At 70.4% G+C, this 16187-nt stretch carries 13 protein-coding genes; 10 read left to right on the forward strand and 3 right to left on the reverse strand.

The genetic code is table 11. The annotated features are described in order from the left end of the window. Window positions 1-231: 231 nt before the first annotated feature. The gene (locus Aple_RS47330) at window positions 232-477 is read right to left on the reverse strand and encodes a hypothetical protein (RefSeq protein ID WP_155351352.1); all 246 of its coding nucleotides are present in this window, start codon (window positions 475-477) and stop codon (window positions 232-234) included. A gap of 94 nt (window positions 478-571) precedes the next feature. Then, the gene (locus Aple_RS47335; RefSeq protein WP_155351353.1) at window positions 572-739 is read right to left on the reverse strand and encodes a hypothetical protein; all 168 of its coding nucleotides are present in this window, start codon (window positions 737-739) and stop codon (window positions 572-574) included. Between the two features lie 117 nt (window positions 740-856). Here Aple_RS47335 and Aple_RS47340 point away from each other — a divergent pair, with 117 nt between their 5' ends. The 4 genes from Aple_RS47340 to Aple_RS47355 all read left to right on the forward strand — a co-directional run bounded on the left by Aple_RS47340 (window position 857) and on the right by Aple_RS47355 (window position 5081). Continuing rightward, window positions 857-2407, forward strand: a complete 1551-nt coding sequence (locus Aple_RS47340) for a DUF4331 domain-containing protein (protein ID WP_170322028.1) — start codon at window positions 857-859, stop codon at window positions 2405-2407. Next, complete coding sequence (locus tag Aple_RS47345; RefSeq protein ID WP_155351355.1) at window positions 2404-3645, forward strand: tetratricopeptide repeat protein; 1242 nt, start codon at window positions 2404-2406, stop codon at window positions 3643-3645. Before Aple_RS47340 ends, Aple_RS47345 begins: the two co-directional genes overlap by 4 nt. Then, complete coding sequence (locus tag Aple_RS47350; protein WP_155351356.1) at window positions 3635-4003, forward strand: hypothetical protein; 369 nt, start codon at window positions 3635-3637, stop codon at window positions 4001-4003. The genes Aple_RS47345 and Aple_RS47350 overlap by 11 nt, the downstream gene beginning before the upstream one ends. Before the next feature lie 406 nt (window positions 4004-4409). Further along, window positions 4410-5081, forward strand: coding sequence for a DUF305 domain-containing protein (locus tag Aple_RS47355; RefSeq protein ID WP_155351357.1), 672 nt, complete (start codon window positions 4410-4412; stop codon window positions 5079-5081). A 207-nt stretch (window positions 5082-5288) separates the two neighbouring features. Here the strand turns inward: Aple_RS47355 and Aple_RS47360 are convergent, their stop codons facing one another. Then, window positions 5289-5867, reverse strand: a complete 579-nt coding sequence (locus Aple_RS47360; protein ID WP_155351358.1) for a hypothetical protein — start codon at window positions 5865-5867, stop codon at window positions 5289-5291. Between the two features lie 42 nt (window positions 5868-5909). On the opposite strand from Aple_RS47360, the gene Aple_RS47365 reads away from it, so the two are divergent. From Aple_RS47365 to treY, 6 genes are all read left to right on the forward strand, one after another. Continuing rightward, complete coding sequence (locus Aple_RS47365; protein ID WP_155351359.1) at window positions 5910-6584, forward strand: response regulator transcription factor; 675 nt, start codon at window positions 5910-5912, stop codon at window positions 6582-6584. Further along, window positions 6581-7873, forward strand: a complete 1293-nt coding sequence (locus tag Aple_RS47370) for a HAMP domain-containing sensor histidine kinase (protein WP_174889985.1) — start codon at window positions 6581-6583, stop codon at window positions 7871-7873. The genes Aple_RS47365 and Aple_RS47370 overlap by 4 nt, the downstream gene beginning before the upstream one ends. A gap of 10 nt (window positions 7874-7883) precedes the next feature. Continuing rightward, window positions 7884-11003 carry an ATP-binding protein gene (locus tag Aple_RS47375; protein WP_155351360.1) on the forward strand — a complete coding sequence of 1040 codons (3120 nt, stop codon included), beginning with the start codon at window positions 7884-7886 and terminating at the stop codon, window positions 11001-11003. Between the two features lie 50 nt (window positions 11004-11053). Then, entirely contained in the window at window positions 11054-11758 is a 705-nt protein-coding gene (locus Aple_RS47380; RefSeq protein ID WP_155351361.1) for an oxygen-binding di-iron domain-containing protein, read from the forward strand. A gap of 68 nt (window positions 11759-11826) precedes the next feature. Further along, entirely contained in the window at window positions 11827-13929 is a 2103-nt protein-coding gene (gene glgX, locus Aple_RS47385) for a glycogen debranching protein GlgX (protein WP_155351362.1), read from the forward strand. 55 nt (window positions 13930-13984) lie between these two features. Then, window positions 13985-16171: a malto-oligosyltrehalose synthase gene (gene treY, locus Aple_RS47390; protein ID WP_308805554.1), complete on the forward strand. Its 2187-nt coding sequence runs from the start codon at window positions 13985-13987 to the stop codon at window positions 16169-16171. The last annotated feature ends 16 nt before the right edge of the window (window positions 16172-16187 follow it).

Consider the following 16187-nt stretch of genomic DNA (forward strand, 5'->3'; position numbering starts at 1 on the left):
GGCGGGGGTCTGGGCGCTGGGGGGCTCGGCAGGGCCGTGGTGGCCGCCGGAGGCCAGGGCAACGAGACCACCGGCTACCCGCCTGCGCCCGCCGCCCAAGGCGTGCGGCCGGTCCAAGTTTACTGATTCACGCGTTACCACCGTCAGCGTGACACTGGATACCGAGCCCTCGGCGATGATGTCGGCGCTGCCTTCTCGGAGAGGGACCGTCGTCGAACTTGCGGAAGTTGATCAGCGGCGGGCGGCGGAGCGGAGCCGTACCGTGCCGGTGCGGGAGTCGGCATAGCCCTTCAGGACCAGCCAGGTGAAGCGGTCCTTGGCGTAGCCGGGCGGGCCGAAGCCGGGCTTGTGGCCGCGGAAGTCGACGGGCCCGCCGAAGACGAACGGCTCCGGGCGGGCGCCGGTGCCGTACCTGCGCTTGATGCCGCCGAGCACCCCGTTGGTCGAGTACGGCGTGAAGCCCGCCGCCCCGAACACCGACGCGCCCTGCCAGACAGGTGAGCGCCCAGGAGGTAGTCCGCGGTGAGGTGCTGGATGTGGGCCCAGTCGTGCGGGTCGGCGGCCATCGTGATCATCGCGTTGTGGGTGGTGCGGCGCCGCCGGGTCCGGAGCCGATGATCACGTAGTCGGCCTCGTCGACGTCCTGCGCGTGCGCGGTGCCGGTGCTGGTCGGCAGGGCCGCGGCCACGCCCGGGCGGGGCGCGTCCCGCCGGTGGAGTGTATGTACCTGATCTTTCATATCCGTCCCCGATTGCCGTCAGCGGAAGGGGGGACGATCACCACTGATCGCTCTGTGTAATCGAAATCGTTACACATCGTGATAATGAAAATCTGGCATATCTCGATGAGGAAAATCATGAATCAGGCCTCGAAGCGGATCGCGGTCGTGGGAGTCGGGGGCTCGATGCTCGCCGCGGGCTTCCTGGCGGGTCCCGGCACGTCCCCCGGGCTGGCGTCCAACCGTGTCGACGCCCCGACCCAGATTCTCGACCCGCAGATGGACGTGACCGACCTGTACGCGTTCACCAGCCCCGACCGCCCCGACACGGTCACGGTGATCTGGAACTACGTGCCGTTCGAACTGCCGATCGCGCCGCTGCCCTGGTACCGCTTCGCCACCCAGGGCTTCTACGACCTGCACTTCGACAGCACCGGGGACGGCAGGCCCGAGCTGACCTACCGGTGGTGGTTTCGCAACGGCGACGGGTCCGGCGATCCGAAGGCCAAGCCGAGCGGCGTCTATCCGGACTTCGGGAAGCCGCTGCCGCAGGGTGGGGACAATTTGAGCGCGTATGCCGGGGGTGCCGGGAGTGGGGAGCAGCCGCCGGGGGTGTATCCGTACACGCCGGAGGCCACTGATCCGAATGCCGGGCGGGTGGCGAAGCCGTGCGCGGGGAACGTGCGGTGCAAGACGTTGTTTCCCCAGACCTACCGGTTGGAAGTCATTCGTCCCGGGCAGCGGCCGAAGATGTTGCTGGCGAACGCGCCCGTCGGGCCGTACAGCGTCGAGCCGAAGTTCGCGGAGAAGTGGAAGCGGGCGATCGTGCCGCTGCCCGGCGGCGGGCAGACCTTCTCCGGGCAGGTCAAGGACCCGTTCTTCGTCGACTTCCGGGCCATCGCGCTGACCAGGGTGGGGCTGCCGGTCGCGCCGCCGGTCGGCTTCTCCACGCCGTTCAACGTGCACTCGATCGCGATCCAGGTGCCGAAATCGGAGCTGGCGCTGGGCGGGGACGTGCAGCGCAACCCGGTGGTGGGGATCTGGGCGACCTCGTCGCGGCGCTCGCTCAACCTGCTGGACAAGGCGGCGAAGCCCTATCGGCAGGTGTCCCGGCAGGGGCTTTCCATGTTCGGGGACAGCCTGATGCCGCATCTGCTGCGGGATGCCTATCACAACGCCTCCTCGCCGCAGACCGATCACAAGTGGTCGGCGATGATCAAGGCGGTGCACCATCCGTACGCGTCCAAGCTGCTCGCGCCCGGGTTGCTCGCGCTGCCGCCGAAGGAGCCGCGGATCGATCTGGAGCAGGTGTTCCTCACCGGCATCGCCAAGTCCACCGGGCCGATCAAGATGGATCTGACCTCGCACATGCTCAACCGGGACGCCGACCGGACCAAGATCGTGCCCGCGGAGATGACCCGGCTGAACATGATGACCCCGGTCACCCCGAAACCCAACCAGTACGGGCTGATCGGCGGTGACCCGCAGGGCTGGCCGAACGGGCGGCGGCTCACCGACAACGTCACCGTGGCGTTCATCCGGATGGCGATGGGCGAACCCGCGGGCCGGGGCACGCTGCTGCCGACCTGGCTGAGCCCGATCACCGGTCCCGCCAAGCGGATCACCGACAGCTTCCCGTACCTGGCGACGCCCGACATCCGCGCCTCGGTCAACCGGACGCGGCGATGAAACGCGCCGCGCCGCCCCTGCTGGCGGCGGCCGCGCTCGTGGCCGTCGCGCTGGTCCTGTTCGCCGGGGCCGACCGGGAACCCGGCCCGCCCCCCGTCCGCACGTTCGCCTTCGACCTGGCCGGGCGGATCGAGGCCGACCAGCGCTATCTCAAGCAGGCGCCGCAGGACGCCACCGTCTGGGCCGAACTCGGCCTCGGCTACGTCGAGCAGGCCCGGCTCACCGCCAACCCGGCCTACTACCCGAAGGCGGAGGGCGCGCTGCGCGAGTCGCTCCGCCTGCGGCCGGGCGGCAACGACACCGCCCTGGTCGGGATGGCCGCGCTGACCGGGGCCAGGCACGAGTTCACCGGGTCCCGGGACTGGGCGCTCAAGGCCGCCGCCGCGAACCCGGCCAACCCGCTCGCCCACGGCCTGCTCTCCGACGCCTACGTCCAGCTCGGCGACCTGACCAAGGCCCAGACCTCGCTGCAGACCATGCTGGACGCCAAGCCGGGCGTGGCCTCCTTCACCCGGGCCGCGCACCTCTTCCGGATCAAGAAGGAGTTCCCGCGCGCCGCGCACGCGCTCAAACTGGCCCTGGACGCCGCGGCCGGGTCCGCCGACATCGCCGACGTCCACTGCCGCCGGGGCGAGCTGGCCTGGCAGACCGGCCGGCCCTCGCTGCGGGCCTACGAGCAGGCGCTGGCCGCCTGGCCCGGCTACCCGGCCGCGCTGGCCGGCCGGGCCCGCGCGCTGGCCTCGATCGGCCGGCGCGTCGAGGCCGTGCGCGCGTACGCCACCGCGGTCGGCCGCAACCCCGAGCCGCAGACCCTCATCGAGTACGGCGAGCTGCTCCAGTCCCTCGGCCGGAAGACCGAGGCCGAGACGCAGTTCCGGGTCTTGCGGTGGGCGTTCAAGCTGTTCGCCGCCGGCGGGGTGGCCGGTGATCTGACCGCCGGGCGGTTCGAGGCCGATCACGGCGATCCGGCGGCGGCCGTGACCCACCTGGCCAGGGAGTTCGCCCGGCGGCCTACCGGCGAGGTGGCCGAAGCCTACGCGTGGGCGCTGCACCGGGCCGGGCGGAGCCGGGAGGCGATCGCCCACGCCCGCGACGACACCGCGCTGGCCGCCTTCCACCGGTCCAAGATCGAGCGCGCACTGGGCCGGAACGCGGACGCGGCCCGTAGCCTGGCCCGGGCGAAGCGGCTCAACCCGAACCTGCCGAACCTGAGGATGGAGGTAGCCCGTGGACGGTGACCTGCTTCGCCGACTGGTGGACGAGGTGGTCAAGCAATTCGGCGGTCACGCCGAGGTGCAACTGGACGAGGTCGAGGAGTGTGACCCTTACTGGGAACCCGGGGACGACAGCACCGCACCGACCTCGGTCCGGCACAGCTACGTCGTCCACGTCCACAGCGCCCTACCCGACATTTCCGACATCGTCTTCGGCGCGGTCCGCGAGCGCATGGGCCCCGACTGGCGCGTCACCGAACGCCCAGTAGGCGAAACCTTCGCCGTCGACTTCACCACCCACGACGGCACCTTCCTCGGCGTCATCTTCGACCCCAAAGGCAACGACCCGGTCGTCGTAATCGGCCGAACGGGAAGCTCATGAACCACCGGTCGTGATCGTTCGGGCGGGGGTTCTGGAACCATCGGTTGTGATCGTTCGGGCGGGGGTTCTGGAACCATTGGTTGTGATCGTTCGGGCGGGGGTTCTGGAACCATCGGTCGTGATCGTCCGGGCGGGAGTCCATGAACCGCCCGTCGTGATTGGCCGGGATGGAGGTTCTGGAACCGGCAGCTGAATATCGCCGCACCTCTTGGCGCCGGTACGGCGAGAAGTGTCGCGGGCGTAAACGGCGCCGGATAACGGCGCGCAACCCGGTGACACCCTCAGGCAGGGCTCCCACGATGGCGAAACCTCGTTTTCGTGGGAGCTCCCGGAGGGCGTAGGGACATATCGCCCAGCTGATCCGTCTGAGCTCGGACTTATCCAGGTTTCGGTAAGGTCCAGCGTCATGACGACCTTCAGGCGGATCGCCGTACCCCTTCTGGCGACGATGGCCGTGCTCACCGCGTGCAGTCAGGAGACCCCCGAGGCGGCGCCCGCCAGCCCTTCGGCCAGTGCTGAGACGTCCTCGGCTGTGGCATCTCCGTCGCCCTCGCCGGTGCCGAGCGCTTCTCCGGAGGCCAGCAGCCCCGCAGCTGAGCCGTCGGCTGTGCCGACCCCGGAGAAGGGCTACAACGACGCCGACGTCACTTTCGCGGCTTCGATGATCCCGCACCACCTGCAGGCTCTCGACCTGACCCAGCTGGCGGGCACCCGGGCCCATGACATGTGGGTCAGGGATCTGGCCGGGCGCGTAAGGAGCCAGCGGGAGCCCGAGATCCGTGTTCTCAAGGGCTTGCTTGACACTTGGGGGGAGCAGCCGCTGCCCCGCGACCAGAAACTTCCCGGCGGTGTCACCCAGGCCAAGATGACCGAACTCGCCGCCGCCTCGGGTGCCGCTTTCGACCGGATGTTCATCACGCTGATGATCGACCACCACGAGGGCACGCTGGCTCTGGCCAGGAGCGAGCAGGAGCAGGGCGCACACGCGGACGCCAAGGCCCTGGCCGGGGGAATCCTGGTCACCCAGGAGGCCGAACTCAAGGAAATGAAGAAGTACCTGTCCCAACTGAAGAAGTAGCGTTTCGCCCCAAAGGCCGCCGCAGCTCGGCTGGTTCTCGCTGTCGCTCTGCGGCTCGGCCAGCTCTCGCGAGGGTCGCCCGGGTTCGGCCAGTTCTCGCGAGGGTTGCCCGGGTTCGGCCAGTTCTCGCGAGGGTCGTCCGGGCTCGGTTGGCTTTCGCGAGGGTCGTCCGGGCTCGGTTGGTTATCGCCAGAGCCCTCAGCTTGGTCAGTTTTCGTAGGTGTCCAGGCGTGGGGGCAGGGCGTTCCATGTGCAGAAGGCCGACGACTCCTTGGTGCCTTGCAGGAACGTGATTCGCAGCCAGTGCGATTCCTCCCACACCTTCAACTCGTAGCCGTCGGCGGGTGTGGCCGACACCATCCGGCAGTCCTGTTCCCGCACGGCGATCGTCGCCCGCCCGCCCCTCAAGGTGAACGTGTGCAGCACTTCCCCCGGGGCCGTGGGGGTGGGGGTGGATTGCGAGGCCTTCGGGCGGGGCTGGGTCGTTTCGGGGGCCGATTTGGTGGGTCGTACCGGCTGGGGAGTGGCCGTCGGACGGCGCGTCGGGGACTTCGACGGCCGTGGTGTGGATTTGTCCGTAACCGGGACGGAGGGCGGCGGCGAGAGCGCCCGGGACACGCCGGAGACGCCGGTCGGCGCGGCGGCCACCAGGAGCGGGGAGAGAGGTTCCTCACCGAGGACGGTGGCGTGGAGCACCTGGCCGACCCCCAGCCAGGCCACGGTGACCGCGAGGGCGGTCGCGCCGCACCAGGCGAGTGTGTACCCGATTGCCCTTGGCAGGTGCATAGACACGCATTATGGCCTAGATGTGCCGTACCGTATCGGGCCATGGCGACCGTTCTGGTGGTGGAGGACGACGAGTTCGTCCGTTCGGCGATCATCCGGGATCTGGTCGGGCGCAGCCACGCGGTACGCAGCGCGGGAAGGGCTCTCGACGCGCTCCGCGACATCGCCCACTACCCGCCCGACGTGGTCATCCTCGACCTCGGCCTGCCCGACCTGGACGGCGCGGAAGCGCTCAAGATGCTGCGCGCGATCTCCGACGTGCCGGTCATCGTGGCCACCGCCCGCGACGACGAACGCGAGATCATCCGCCTGCTCCGGGCGGGCGCCGACGACTACCTGGTCAAACCGTTCTCCGGCGACCACCTGAACGCCCGATTAGAGGCTCTGCTGCGGCGGGCCAGAGCGGTCCCCGCCACCAGAACGATCCGCGTGGGCGGGCTGAGCGTGGATCCGGACCGGCGGGAGGCCTTTCTGGACGGCGCCCAGCTGGAGCTGACCCGGCGCGAGTTCGACCTGCTCGCCTACCTGTGCGCCAGGCCCGGCACGGTGGTCTCGCGCAAGGAGCTGCTGGCCGAGGTGTGGCGGCAGTCCTACGGCGACGACCAGACCATCGACGTGCACCTGTCCTGGCTGCGGCGCAAGCTCGGGGAGAGCGCCTCCCAGCCGCGCTACCTGCACACCGTTCGGGGAGTCGGCGTGCGCATCAGCGCGCCGTGAGGCGGGGCCTGGCGCTGGTCGCGGTGGCCGTCACCGCGATGGTGGCGCTGGCGTTCCTGATCCCGCTGGCCGCCGTGGTCAAGGAGGTCGCCGAGACCAAGGCCCTGGCCGAGGCCGAACGGCAGGCCACCGCGATCGTGCCCGCCCTGGTGGTGACCGTGGACGCGAAACGGCTCGAACGGGCCCTGGCCAGCACGCCCGCCGGAGCCGCCGGTCGGCTGGCCGTGCACCTGCCGACCGGCACTGTGGGACGCACCCGCGCCCCCGCCGACGCGGTCGCCTCAGCCCGTTCCCGGACGATCCGGGTGACCGGCGGCTACGTCCTGCTCCGCCCGGTCGCCCTGGACCGCGGCCGGACCGTGGTGATCGAGGTGTACGCCCCCGAGTCGGATCTGACCAGGGGCGTCGCCACCTCGTGGGCGGTGCTGACCGGGGTCGCGATCACCCTGGTGGCCGGATCCGTGGTGGTGGCCGACCGGCTCGGCGCGCGCGTGGTCCGGGCGACCCGGCGGCTGGGCGCCGCCGCGGCCTCGCTCGGCTCCGGCGACCTGTCCGTACGCATCCAGCCCGACGGCCCGCCCGAACTGGTCGCCGCCGGGCAGGCGTTCAACACCATGGCCGACCAGGTGGCCGGTCTGCTCGCGGCCGAGCGCGAGATGGCCGCCGACCTGTCCCACCGCCTCCGTACGCCCCTGACCGCCCTTCGCCTGCAACTCGGCGACCACGGCCCCGCGGCGGAGCAGGTGGACCGGCTCGAACGTGAGGTGGACGCCATCATCGAGACCGCCCGCCGTCCCGCCCGCCCGGTCGCCGGGCGCTGCGACGCCGCCGAGGTGCTGCGCGAGCGGCTGGTCTTCTGGTCGGCGCTGGCCGAGGACCAGGGCCGCCCGTGGGAGCTGATCGGGGCGGAGGCCCCCGCCCTGGTGCCGGTGGCCGCGACCGAACTGACCGCGGTCATCGACGCCACCCTCGGCAACGTCTTCCGGCACACCCCCCACCGCACCCCGTTCACGGTCACCCTGCACCAGGGCAGCGGCATGGTCGGCATCCTGGTCGCCGACGCGGGCCCCGGCATCGCCGACCCGGAAGGCGCGCTGAAACGCGGCCACAGCGGCGCGGGCTCCACCGGACTCGGCCTCGACATCGCCCGCCGCCTGGCCGAATCCACCGGCGGTTCGGTCCGGGTCGGACGTTCGGTTCTCGGCGGCGCGGCCGTACAACTGTGGCTTCGCACCGCCCCCCAAACCCCCAAGCCGCGCACCCGCCGCCTCCTCGGACGCGCCCGATAGAGTCGGCGGCGTGGAATTCCGGGTGCTGGGGCCGATCTCGGTAATCGGCGCGGATGGTGTCGCTCTGGACATCGGGCCCGCCCAGCAGCGGGCCGTGCTGGCGCTCTGCCTGCTGGCCGCGCCCCGCCCGGTGAGCGCGTCCCGCCTCATCGACGCCCTCTGGGAGGACGACGCCCCGGCCGGCGCGCTCAACACCGTCCAGGCGTACATCTCCAAGCTGCGGCGGGTGCTGGAACCCGGCCGCGCCCGCAGAGGCGCGGCGTCGATCCTGGTGAGCCGGCCAGGAGGGTACGCGCTGGACATCCCGGACGAGGACCTCGACCGCCGCCGGGTGAGCGTCCGTGTCGCCGAGGGGCGGCGGCTGCTCGCGGCCGGGGATCCCGCCAAGGCGGCCAGGGAGTTGCGGCTGGCGCTGAGCGAGTGGCGCGGCGAGCCGCTGGCCGGGTTCGAGACCCAGCGCTGGGCCAAGGACGAGCAGGCCGCCCTCGCCGAACTGCGGCTCTCCATCGTTGAGGACGCCACCGAAGCGGACCTCGCGCTGGCCCGGGGCTCCGAGCTGGTGCCCGAGCTGACCCGGCTGATGTCCGCCTACCCGCTACGGGAACGGATCAGGCGGCTCGCCGCGCAGGCGCTCTATCAGGCGGGCCGCCAGGCCGACGCGCTGGCCACGCTGGCCGAGGGCCGCCGGCTGCTGGTGGACGAGCTGGGCCTCGACCCCGACCCCCGCTCCCGCGACCTGGAGTCGCGCATCCTCGCCCAGGATCCCGCGCTCACCCCCGCCATCTCGGCGACGGTCACGACCGCGACGGTGCTCGGCCGCGTCGCCGAATCCGCCGTCCTGCACCGCGCCATCGCCGCCCAGGGCCATCGGGTGGTCCTGGTCGCGGGTGAACCCGGCATCGGCAAGACCAGCCTGGTCGAGGACGCGGCGCGGCAGCCGGCCGGACGTGTCGCCTTCGGGCGGTGCTGGGACGGTGGCGGGGCGCCGCCGTTCTGGCCGTGGGCGCAGGCGCTGCGCGCGCTCACCGGGCAGAGCGGGGAGCTGGCCGAGATCACCGGCGCGACCGGCGAGTTCCCGCTCTACGAAGCGGTGGCCCGGTTGCTCGACGCCGGTCCCGTCCTGGTCGTGCTGGACGACCTGCAGTGGGCGGACCCGTCCTCGCTGCGGCTGCTCGACTTCCTGGCCAGCACCCGGCCGTGCCCGGAGCTGACCGTGCTGGCCACCTACCGGGACACCGAGGTGAGCGAACCGCTGGCCCGCACCCTGGCCGCGCTGTCCCGGCTCCCGCACGTCGAGCGCGTCACCCTTGGCGGGCTCTCCGAGGAAGCGGTCGCCGAATATCTGGACCGTTCCGGCCGGGATCCCGCGAAGGCGGCCGAGGAGCTGCGCCGGACCGGCGGCAACCCGTTCTTCCTCGGCCTCGGCGAGGAGGCTCCCGGCGCCGTGGCCGACGTGCTCCGGGGCCGGCTGGCCACGATGCCGCCCGGCGCGCACGACGTGCTCAGCGTGGCCGCCCTGCTCGGCCGGGAAGCCGACCTGGGCGTGCTGCTCGACGTGCTTGACCTGCCCCAGGACGACGTGCTCGACGTGCTGGACGGGGCGGTGCGGTCCCGGCTGCTCACCGAGCGCTCGCCGCTCAGCTACGCGTTCTCCCACGACATCGTCCGGGACGTGCTCAGGGACGGGCTGGCCCCGCTGCGCCGCCGCCGGCTGCACGCCCGGGTGGCGGCGGTGCTGGAACGGCGCGGCACCCACCTGGCCGAGCTCGCCCACCACTACCGGGAGGGCCTGATCATCGCCGGCATGGCCACCAAGGCGATCGAGTACGCCCGCCAGGCCGCCCGGCACGCCACCGCCCAGTTCGCCTACGAGGACGCGGCCGCTCACCTGGCCCAAGCGGTCGAACTCACCGGCCAGCTGCCGGTGACCGACCTCGCGCTCAAATGCGACCTGCTGATCGAACTGGCCGAGGCGCTCTCGGTGGCCGGTCTCAACTCCCGCGTGCAGCCCGTGCTGGACGAGGCGGTCGAGCTCGCCGACACGCTCGTGGACGGTGAACGGCTGGCCCGGGCCGCGCTCGGCCTCTCCGACCCGCTGGTCTGGACCGTGTACTACGAGGAGTGGACGGCCTCGGAGGCGCTGATCGGCCGGATCGACCGGGCGCTGCGGGGAGCGGGGGAGCAGTGGCGCTCGCAGCTGCTGGCCGCGTCCGCGATGATGGGCGCGTTCACCCGGCCCATCCAGGAGAGCCGGGCGCTGGCGGCGCTCGCCGTCCAGGAGGCGCTCGACGACCGGTCGCTGCTGCGCGCGCTGAGCGCCGCCGAGATCCTCTCCCGGCGGCTGGGAACCCCCGCGGAGCGGGAGGCGATCATCAAGCGCATGATCGAGACCGCGCGGGCCACCGGCGATCAGCTGGACGACTGGCTGGCGCACGAGGCCAGTTACGTGGAACTGGTCGTCGAAGGCCGGCTGGCCGAAGCGGACCCGCTGCTGGCCCGGCTGGGGGCGACCGCCGTCCGGCTCCGGCAGCCCGCGCTGATCGGGCTGGTCGGCTGGCTGGCCGCCATCCGCGCCTACCTGGCCGGGGACATGGACGCGGCGATCGCCCAGGCGGAGGAGGCCGTGCGGGCGCACCCCGAGGGCACGCTCGGCCGGGACGGCCCCCAGCTCCGCGCCCTGCTCATGCGCGCCCTGGCCGCCCGCCTGCGCGGCGCCCCCGGCGCGGCGCTGGCCATCGCCGAGGAGGTCCTGGACGGCGGCGACGGCCAGCCGCTCTGGGCGGTCCTGCGCTGCCAGGCCCTGCTCGACCTGGGCCGGACCGAGGAGGCACGGGCGATTTTCACGGCGCTGTCCCGGGATGGGTTCGCCGCCCTCGCCGAGGATCTGACCTACCGTTTCGTCCCCGGCGCGGTGAGCGAGATCTGCCGCGCCCTCGACGACACCGAAGCCGCCGAGGCGCTCTACACGTCCTTCGCGCCGAGCGCGGGCCGCCTGCTCGGCTGGTCCGTCGCCGACCAGTGCCTGGCCCGGCTCGCCGAGACCCTGAAACGCCCGGCCGCCGCCGCCCAGCACCACTCCGCCGCCAGGGAGTTCGCCAGCCGAGCCGGTCTGCCGCTCCCGCCCCGGTAGGCAAGTGGCCGCCAAGACGCCCCCAAGACGGACGGACGACGCTGGACGGCATGCTAGGACCACATCGCGTCGCCCCTGACACCGTGCTCATCCCCCGCCTCGTCCCGGTCGGCGGCGGGTTCGGCTACGTCAACTCCATGGTGATCACGGGCCGGGAACCGGTGCTGGTGGACACGGGCGCGGCCGCGCACCGCGAGAACTGGCTCGAGGACGTCTTCTCCGTCGTCGACCCGCCCGACGTCCGCTGGATCTTCATCAGCCACGACGACGCCGACCACGTCGGCAACCTGCCCGTCGCCCTGGACCTGTGCGCGCACGCCACCCTGGTGACCGCCCCCCTCCGCTACCCGCTCACCCACCCTCACCACCGCGTCCAGCACATCACCGACGGCGAGTCCTTCCACGCCGGCGACCGCGTCCTCACCGCCGTCCGCCCCCCGCTCTACGACGCCCCCACGACCCTCGGCCTGTACGACGACCGCAGCGGCGTCTACTGGTCAGCCGACTGCTTCGGCGCCATCGTCCCCACCCCTACCGTCAACTCGAGCGACCTCCCCGCCGACGACCACCTGGACGCTCTCCACCACTTCGCCACCACCCTCAGCCCCTGGCATGCCTGGCTCGACCCCATCCTCTTCGGCGCGTACGTCGACCGGGTCGCCGCCATGGAACTCACCGCCATCACGACCGCCCACGGCCCCACCATCACCGGCCACCGCATCCCCCGCGCCTTCGACACGATCCGCAAAGCGTGACCTGGGACACATGGGCTTAACACGGGAAGCCTGGGCAGGGAGTGGAGATGGCGTGGACGATGGGTGGCATGCGAGAAATATGGCCGGGGGATCCCTATCCGCTGGGAGCGACATATGACGGGGCGGGGACGAACTTTGCGCTGTTCAGCGAGGTGGCGGATGGGGTTGAGCTCTGTCTGTTCGATGAGGAGGGGTGGGAGGAACGGGTTCCGCTGAGCGAGGTTGAGGCGTTTGTGTGGCACTGTTACCTGCCGGGGGTGCAGCCGGGGCAGCGGTATGGGTATCGGGTGCACGGGCCGTACGCGCCGGAGGAGGGGTTGCGGTGTAATCCGCACAAGTTGCTGCTTGATCCGTACGCCAAGGCGATCGAGGGGGCGGTCAAGTGGGATCAGGCCGTCTACGGCTACAACTTCGGGCAGCCGGACAGTCGGAACGATGAGGACTCCGCGCCGTACATGCCGCGGTCGGTGGTGATCAATCCGTTCTTCGGGTGGGGGCATGATCGGCCTCCGGCGACGCCGTATCACGACACGGTGATCTACGAAGCCCATGTGAAGGGGCTGACGATCAATCATCCGCGGATTCCGGAGCGGATCCGGGGGACCTACGCGGCGCTCGGGCATCCGGAGATCATCGATCACCTGACCAGCCTGGGGGTGACGGCGATCGAGTTGATGCCGATTCACCAGTTCGTCAGCGACGACGTGCTGGAGAAGCGCGGGCTGACGAACTACTGGGGATACAACACCATCGGGTTCTTCGCGCCGCATCACGCCTACTCCAGTTCGGGGGAGCGGGGCGGGCAGGTGCTGGAGTTCAAGGCCATGGTCAAGGCCCTGCACGAGGCGAACATCGAGGTCATCCTCGACGTGGTCTACAACCACACGGCGGAGGGCAACCATCTGGGGCCGACGCTGAGCATGCGGGGGATCGACAACGGCAACTACTACCGGCTGGTCGAGGACGACCGGCAGCATTACATGGACACCACGGGGACCGGCAACAGCCTGCTGATGCGCTCGCCGCACGCGCTGCAGCTGATCATGGACTCGTTGCGGTACTGGGTCATGGAGATGCACGTGGACGGCTTCCGCTTCGACCTGGCGTCGTCGCTGGCCCGGGAGCTGCACGACGTGGACCGGCTGAGCGCGTTCTTCGACCTGGTCCAGCAGGATCCGGTGCTGTCGCAGGTGAAACTGATCGCGGAGCCGTGGGATGTGGGGCCAGGGGGCTACCAGGTCGGGAATTTCCCGGCACGGTGGACGGAATGGAACGGGCAGTACCGGGACACGATCCGGGATCTGTGGCGGGGCGAGCCCGCGCGGCTGCCGGAATTCGCGTCCCGACTGACCGGATCAAGCGACCTTTATCAGGACGACAGTCGCAGACCAGCTGCTTCCATCAATTTCGTGACATGTCATGACGGGTTCACGCTTGAGGATCTCGTGTCGTACAACGAGAAACACAACGCGGCCAATGGTGAGGACAATCGGGACGGCGCCAACGACAACAGGTCCTGGAATTGTGGGGTGGAAGGGCCGGCGACCGGGCCGGTGGCGCAGTTGCGGGAGCAGCAGAAGCGGAACTTCCTGGCGACGCTGTTCCTCTCGCAGGGCGTGCCGATGTTGTCGCATGGGGACGAACTCGGGCGTACGCAACAAGGGAACAACAACGCCTACTGCCAGGACAATGAGGTCAGCTGGGTGGACTGGGAGGAGAACTGGTTACTGCTGGACTTCACCCGGCGGGTGGCCAAGCTGCGGCGGGAACACCCGGTGTTCCGGCGGCGGCGGTTCTTCTACGGGCGGCCGGTCCGCGGGTCGGACGATCAGCTCAGCGACATCGTGTGGTTCACCCCGTCTGGGACGGTGATGACCGATGGCGACTGGAGCAACGGGTACGCCCGGGCGCTGGCCGTCTTCCTCAACGGGGACGCGATCACCGAGCCCGACCGCCGGGGGCGGCGGATCACCGATGACTCGTTCCTGCTGCTGTTCAACGCGCACTTCGATGTGATCACGTTCACCATTCCCAAGGATTACGGCGAGATGTGGACGACCGAGCTGGACACCGCCATGCCCATCAGCACCGATTCCCGGATGTGCCGGGCGGGCGAGGGGGTTCCGGTGGCCGGGCGGTCGGTGCGGGTGTTGCGCCGCGAACCGGGGTGATCCTGGCTTTCGCCGGTCCGGAAAGGTCAGTATGGGTGCTGTGAGAGAGGCCGCCGTGACGTCCACATACCGCGTCCAGCTGACGCCCGAGTTCGGGTTCCGCGAGCTCGCCGACCTGGTGGGCTACCTGCGCGAACTGGGCGTCGGGCACCTGTACCTGTCGCCGATCCTGCAGTCGGTGCGCGAGTCCCAGCACGGCTACGACGTCATCGACCATTCGCGGGTCCGTGACGAGTTCGGCGGCCAGAAGGGGCTGCTCGCGCTGGCCGGGCAGGGGCTCGGGATCATCGTCGACATCGTGCCCAACCACATGACCGTGCCGACGCCGGAGTCGGAGAACGCGCCGCTCTGGTCGGTGCTGCGGGAAGGGCCGGAATCGCCGTACGCGAACTGGTTCGATCTGACCTGGCCGGTGGATCTGCCGGTGCTGGGGGACGATCCGGAGCTGGTGGTGGACGGGAGCGTGCTGCGCTACCACGATCACGAGTTCCCGCTCCGGGCCGGGACCGAGGGGCTGCCGCTGCATGAGTTGCTGGTGGAACAGCACTACCGGCTGGTGTCGTGGCGGGATTCGCCGGGGTATCGGCGGTTCTTCGATGTTTCGTCGCTGATCGGGCTGCGGGCGGAGGATCCGGCGGTCTTCGACGCGACGCACGAGGTCGTGTTGTCGCTGGTGGCGGATGGGGTCATCGACGGGCTGCGGGTGGATCATCCGGATGGTCTGGCGGATCCGCGCGGCTATCTGCGGCGGTTGCGGGAGCGGGCGCCCGGGCCGCTGTGGGTGGAGAAGATCCTTATGGACGGGGAGCGGCTGCCGGCCGACTGGGACTGCGACGGGACGACGGGTTACGACGCGCTCAACATGGTGACCCGGCTGTTCGTGGATCCGGCGTCGCGGGACAAGCTGGTGCGGACGTTCACCCGGCACACGGGGCTGCCGGACGATTATGAGGCGGTCAAGTACGAGGGCAAGAAGATGGTGCTCGACCTGTTCTTCCGGGGTGAGGTGGATCGGCTGGCCGCGTGCCTGGGGGAGCCGGGGCTGCGGGACGCGCTGGTGGAGTTGCTGGCGGCGATGCCGGTGTATCGGGCGTACGTGAATCCGGGGGAGACACAGGACGAGGAGGCGACGCGGGTAATCCAGTCGGCCGCCTGGGAGGCCGCGGGGCACGCGGATCCTGCGGCGGTCGCCAGGGTCGCGCAGCTGGTGTTGCGGGGGCCGGCCGAAGCGGTGACGCGGTTCCAGCAGACGTGCGGGCCGGTGATGGCGAAGGGTGTGGAGGACACCGCGTTGTATCGGTGGTTCCCGCTGGCGTGCCTCAACGAGGTGGGCGGGGAGCCTGATCGATTCGGGGTTTCGGCGGCCGAATTTCATGCGTTCTGTACGGAAATGCGGGCGACGACGATGACGACATTGTCGACGCATGACACGAAACGCTCCGAGGACGTCCGGGCCCGGCTCGCGGTTTTGTCGGAAATTCCGGATGTGTGGGCGGAAGCGGTGGAGTCGTGGGCGGGAGCCGTACGATTCGACCCGAAGCTTGATTATCTGGGCTGGCAGACGCTGATGGCGGCCTGGCCCATCAGCCCCTCACGCTTCACGAAATATCTCCTTAAAGCGGCGCGTGAGGCTAAAACCTCGATTTCTTGGCAGAACCGGGAGCAAGGGTACGAGAACGGGATCCGGGAGTTCGCGGCGAGGGCCATCGAGATGTGCGGCTACTCGGTCGCGTCCTTCACCGCCGTCGTGGACCGCTACGCGCGCGTCAACTCGCTCGGCCAGAAGGTGATCCAGCTGATGATGCCTGGCGTGCCCGACGTCTACCAGGGCAACGAGATCACCGACTTCTCGCTGGTCGACCCCGACAACCGCCGGCCGGTCGACTTCGCGCGGCGGCGGGAGCTGCTGAAAACCGGCGAGGACAGCTGGGACGGGCAGAAGCTTCTGGTCACCACGACCGCGTTGAAGCTGCGGAAGCGGCTGGCGCCGGATCTTCCGTACCTGCCGATCGACACCGGGGAGCACGCGGTCGCGTTCGCGCGCGGGGATCAGGCGGTGGCCGTGGCGACCCGGCTTCCGTACCGGCTGGAGCACCGCGGCGGCTGGACGCACGAGACCCTGCGCCTGCCGCCCGGCAGCTGGCTGGACCTGCTGACCGGCGCCGAGCACACCGGCTTGATCCCGATGGCTCACCTGCTGTCCCGTTACCCCGTTGCAATCCTGGAGCGGAATACTCGATAAGCCCTATGGGAAATAG

The sequence above is a fragment of the Acrocarpospora pleiomorpha genome (assembly GCF_009687885.1).
GTDB classification, from domain to species: domain Bacteria; phylum Actinomycetota; class Actinomycetes; order Streptosporangiales; family Streptosporangiaceae; genus Acrocarpospora; species Acrocarpospora pleiomorpha.

Coding starts and splice junctions, on each gene's coding strand:
- Aple_RS47380 (WP_155351361.1), top strand. CDS start 11,054: ATGCTAGGACCACATCGCGTCGCCCCTGACACCGTGCTCATCCCCCGC.
- Aple_RS47360 (WP_155351358.1), bottom strand. CDS start 5,867: ATGCACCTGCCAAGGGCAATCGGGTACACACTCGCCTGGTGCGGCGCG.
- Aple_RS47335 (WP_155351353.1), bottom strand. CDS start 739: ATGAAAGATCAGGTACATACACTCCACCGGCGGGACGCGCCCCGCCCG.
- glgX (WP_155351362.1), top strand. CDS start 11,827: ATGCGAGAAATATGGCCGGGGGATCCCTATCCGCTGGGAGCGACATAT.
- Aple_RS47345 (WP_155351355.1), top strand. CDS start 2,404: ATGAAACGCGCCGCGCCGCCCCTGCTGGCGGCGGCCGCGCTCGTGGCC.
- Aple_RS47355 (WP_155351357.1), top strand. CDS start 4,410: ATGACGACCTTCAGGCGGATCGCCGTACCCCTTCTGGCGACGATGGCC.
- Aple_RS47340 (WP_170322028.1), top strand. CDS start 857: ATGAATCAGGCCTCGAAGCGGATCGCGGTCGTGGGAGTCGGGGGCTCG.
- Aple_RS47365 (WP_155351359.1), top strand. CDS start 5,910: ATGGCGACCGTTCTGGTGGTGGAGGACGACGAGTTCGTCCGTTCGGCG.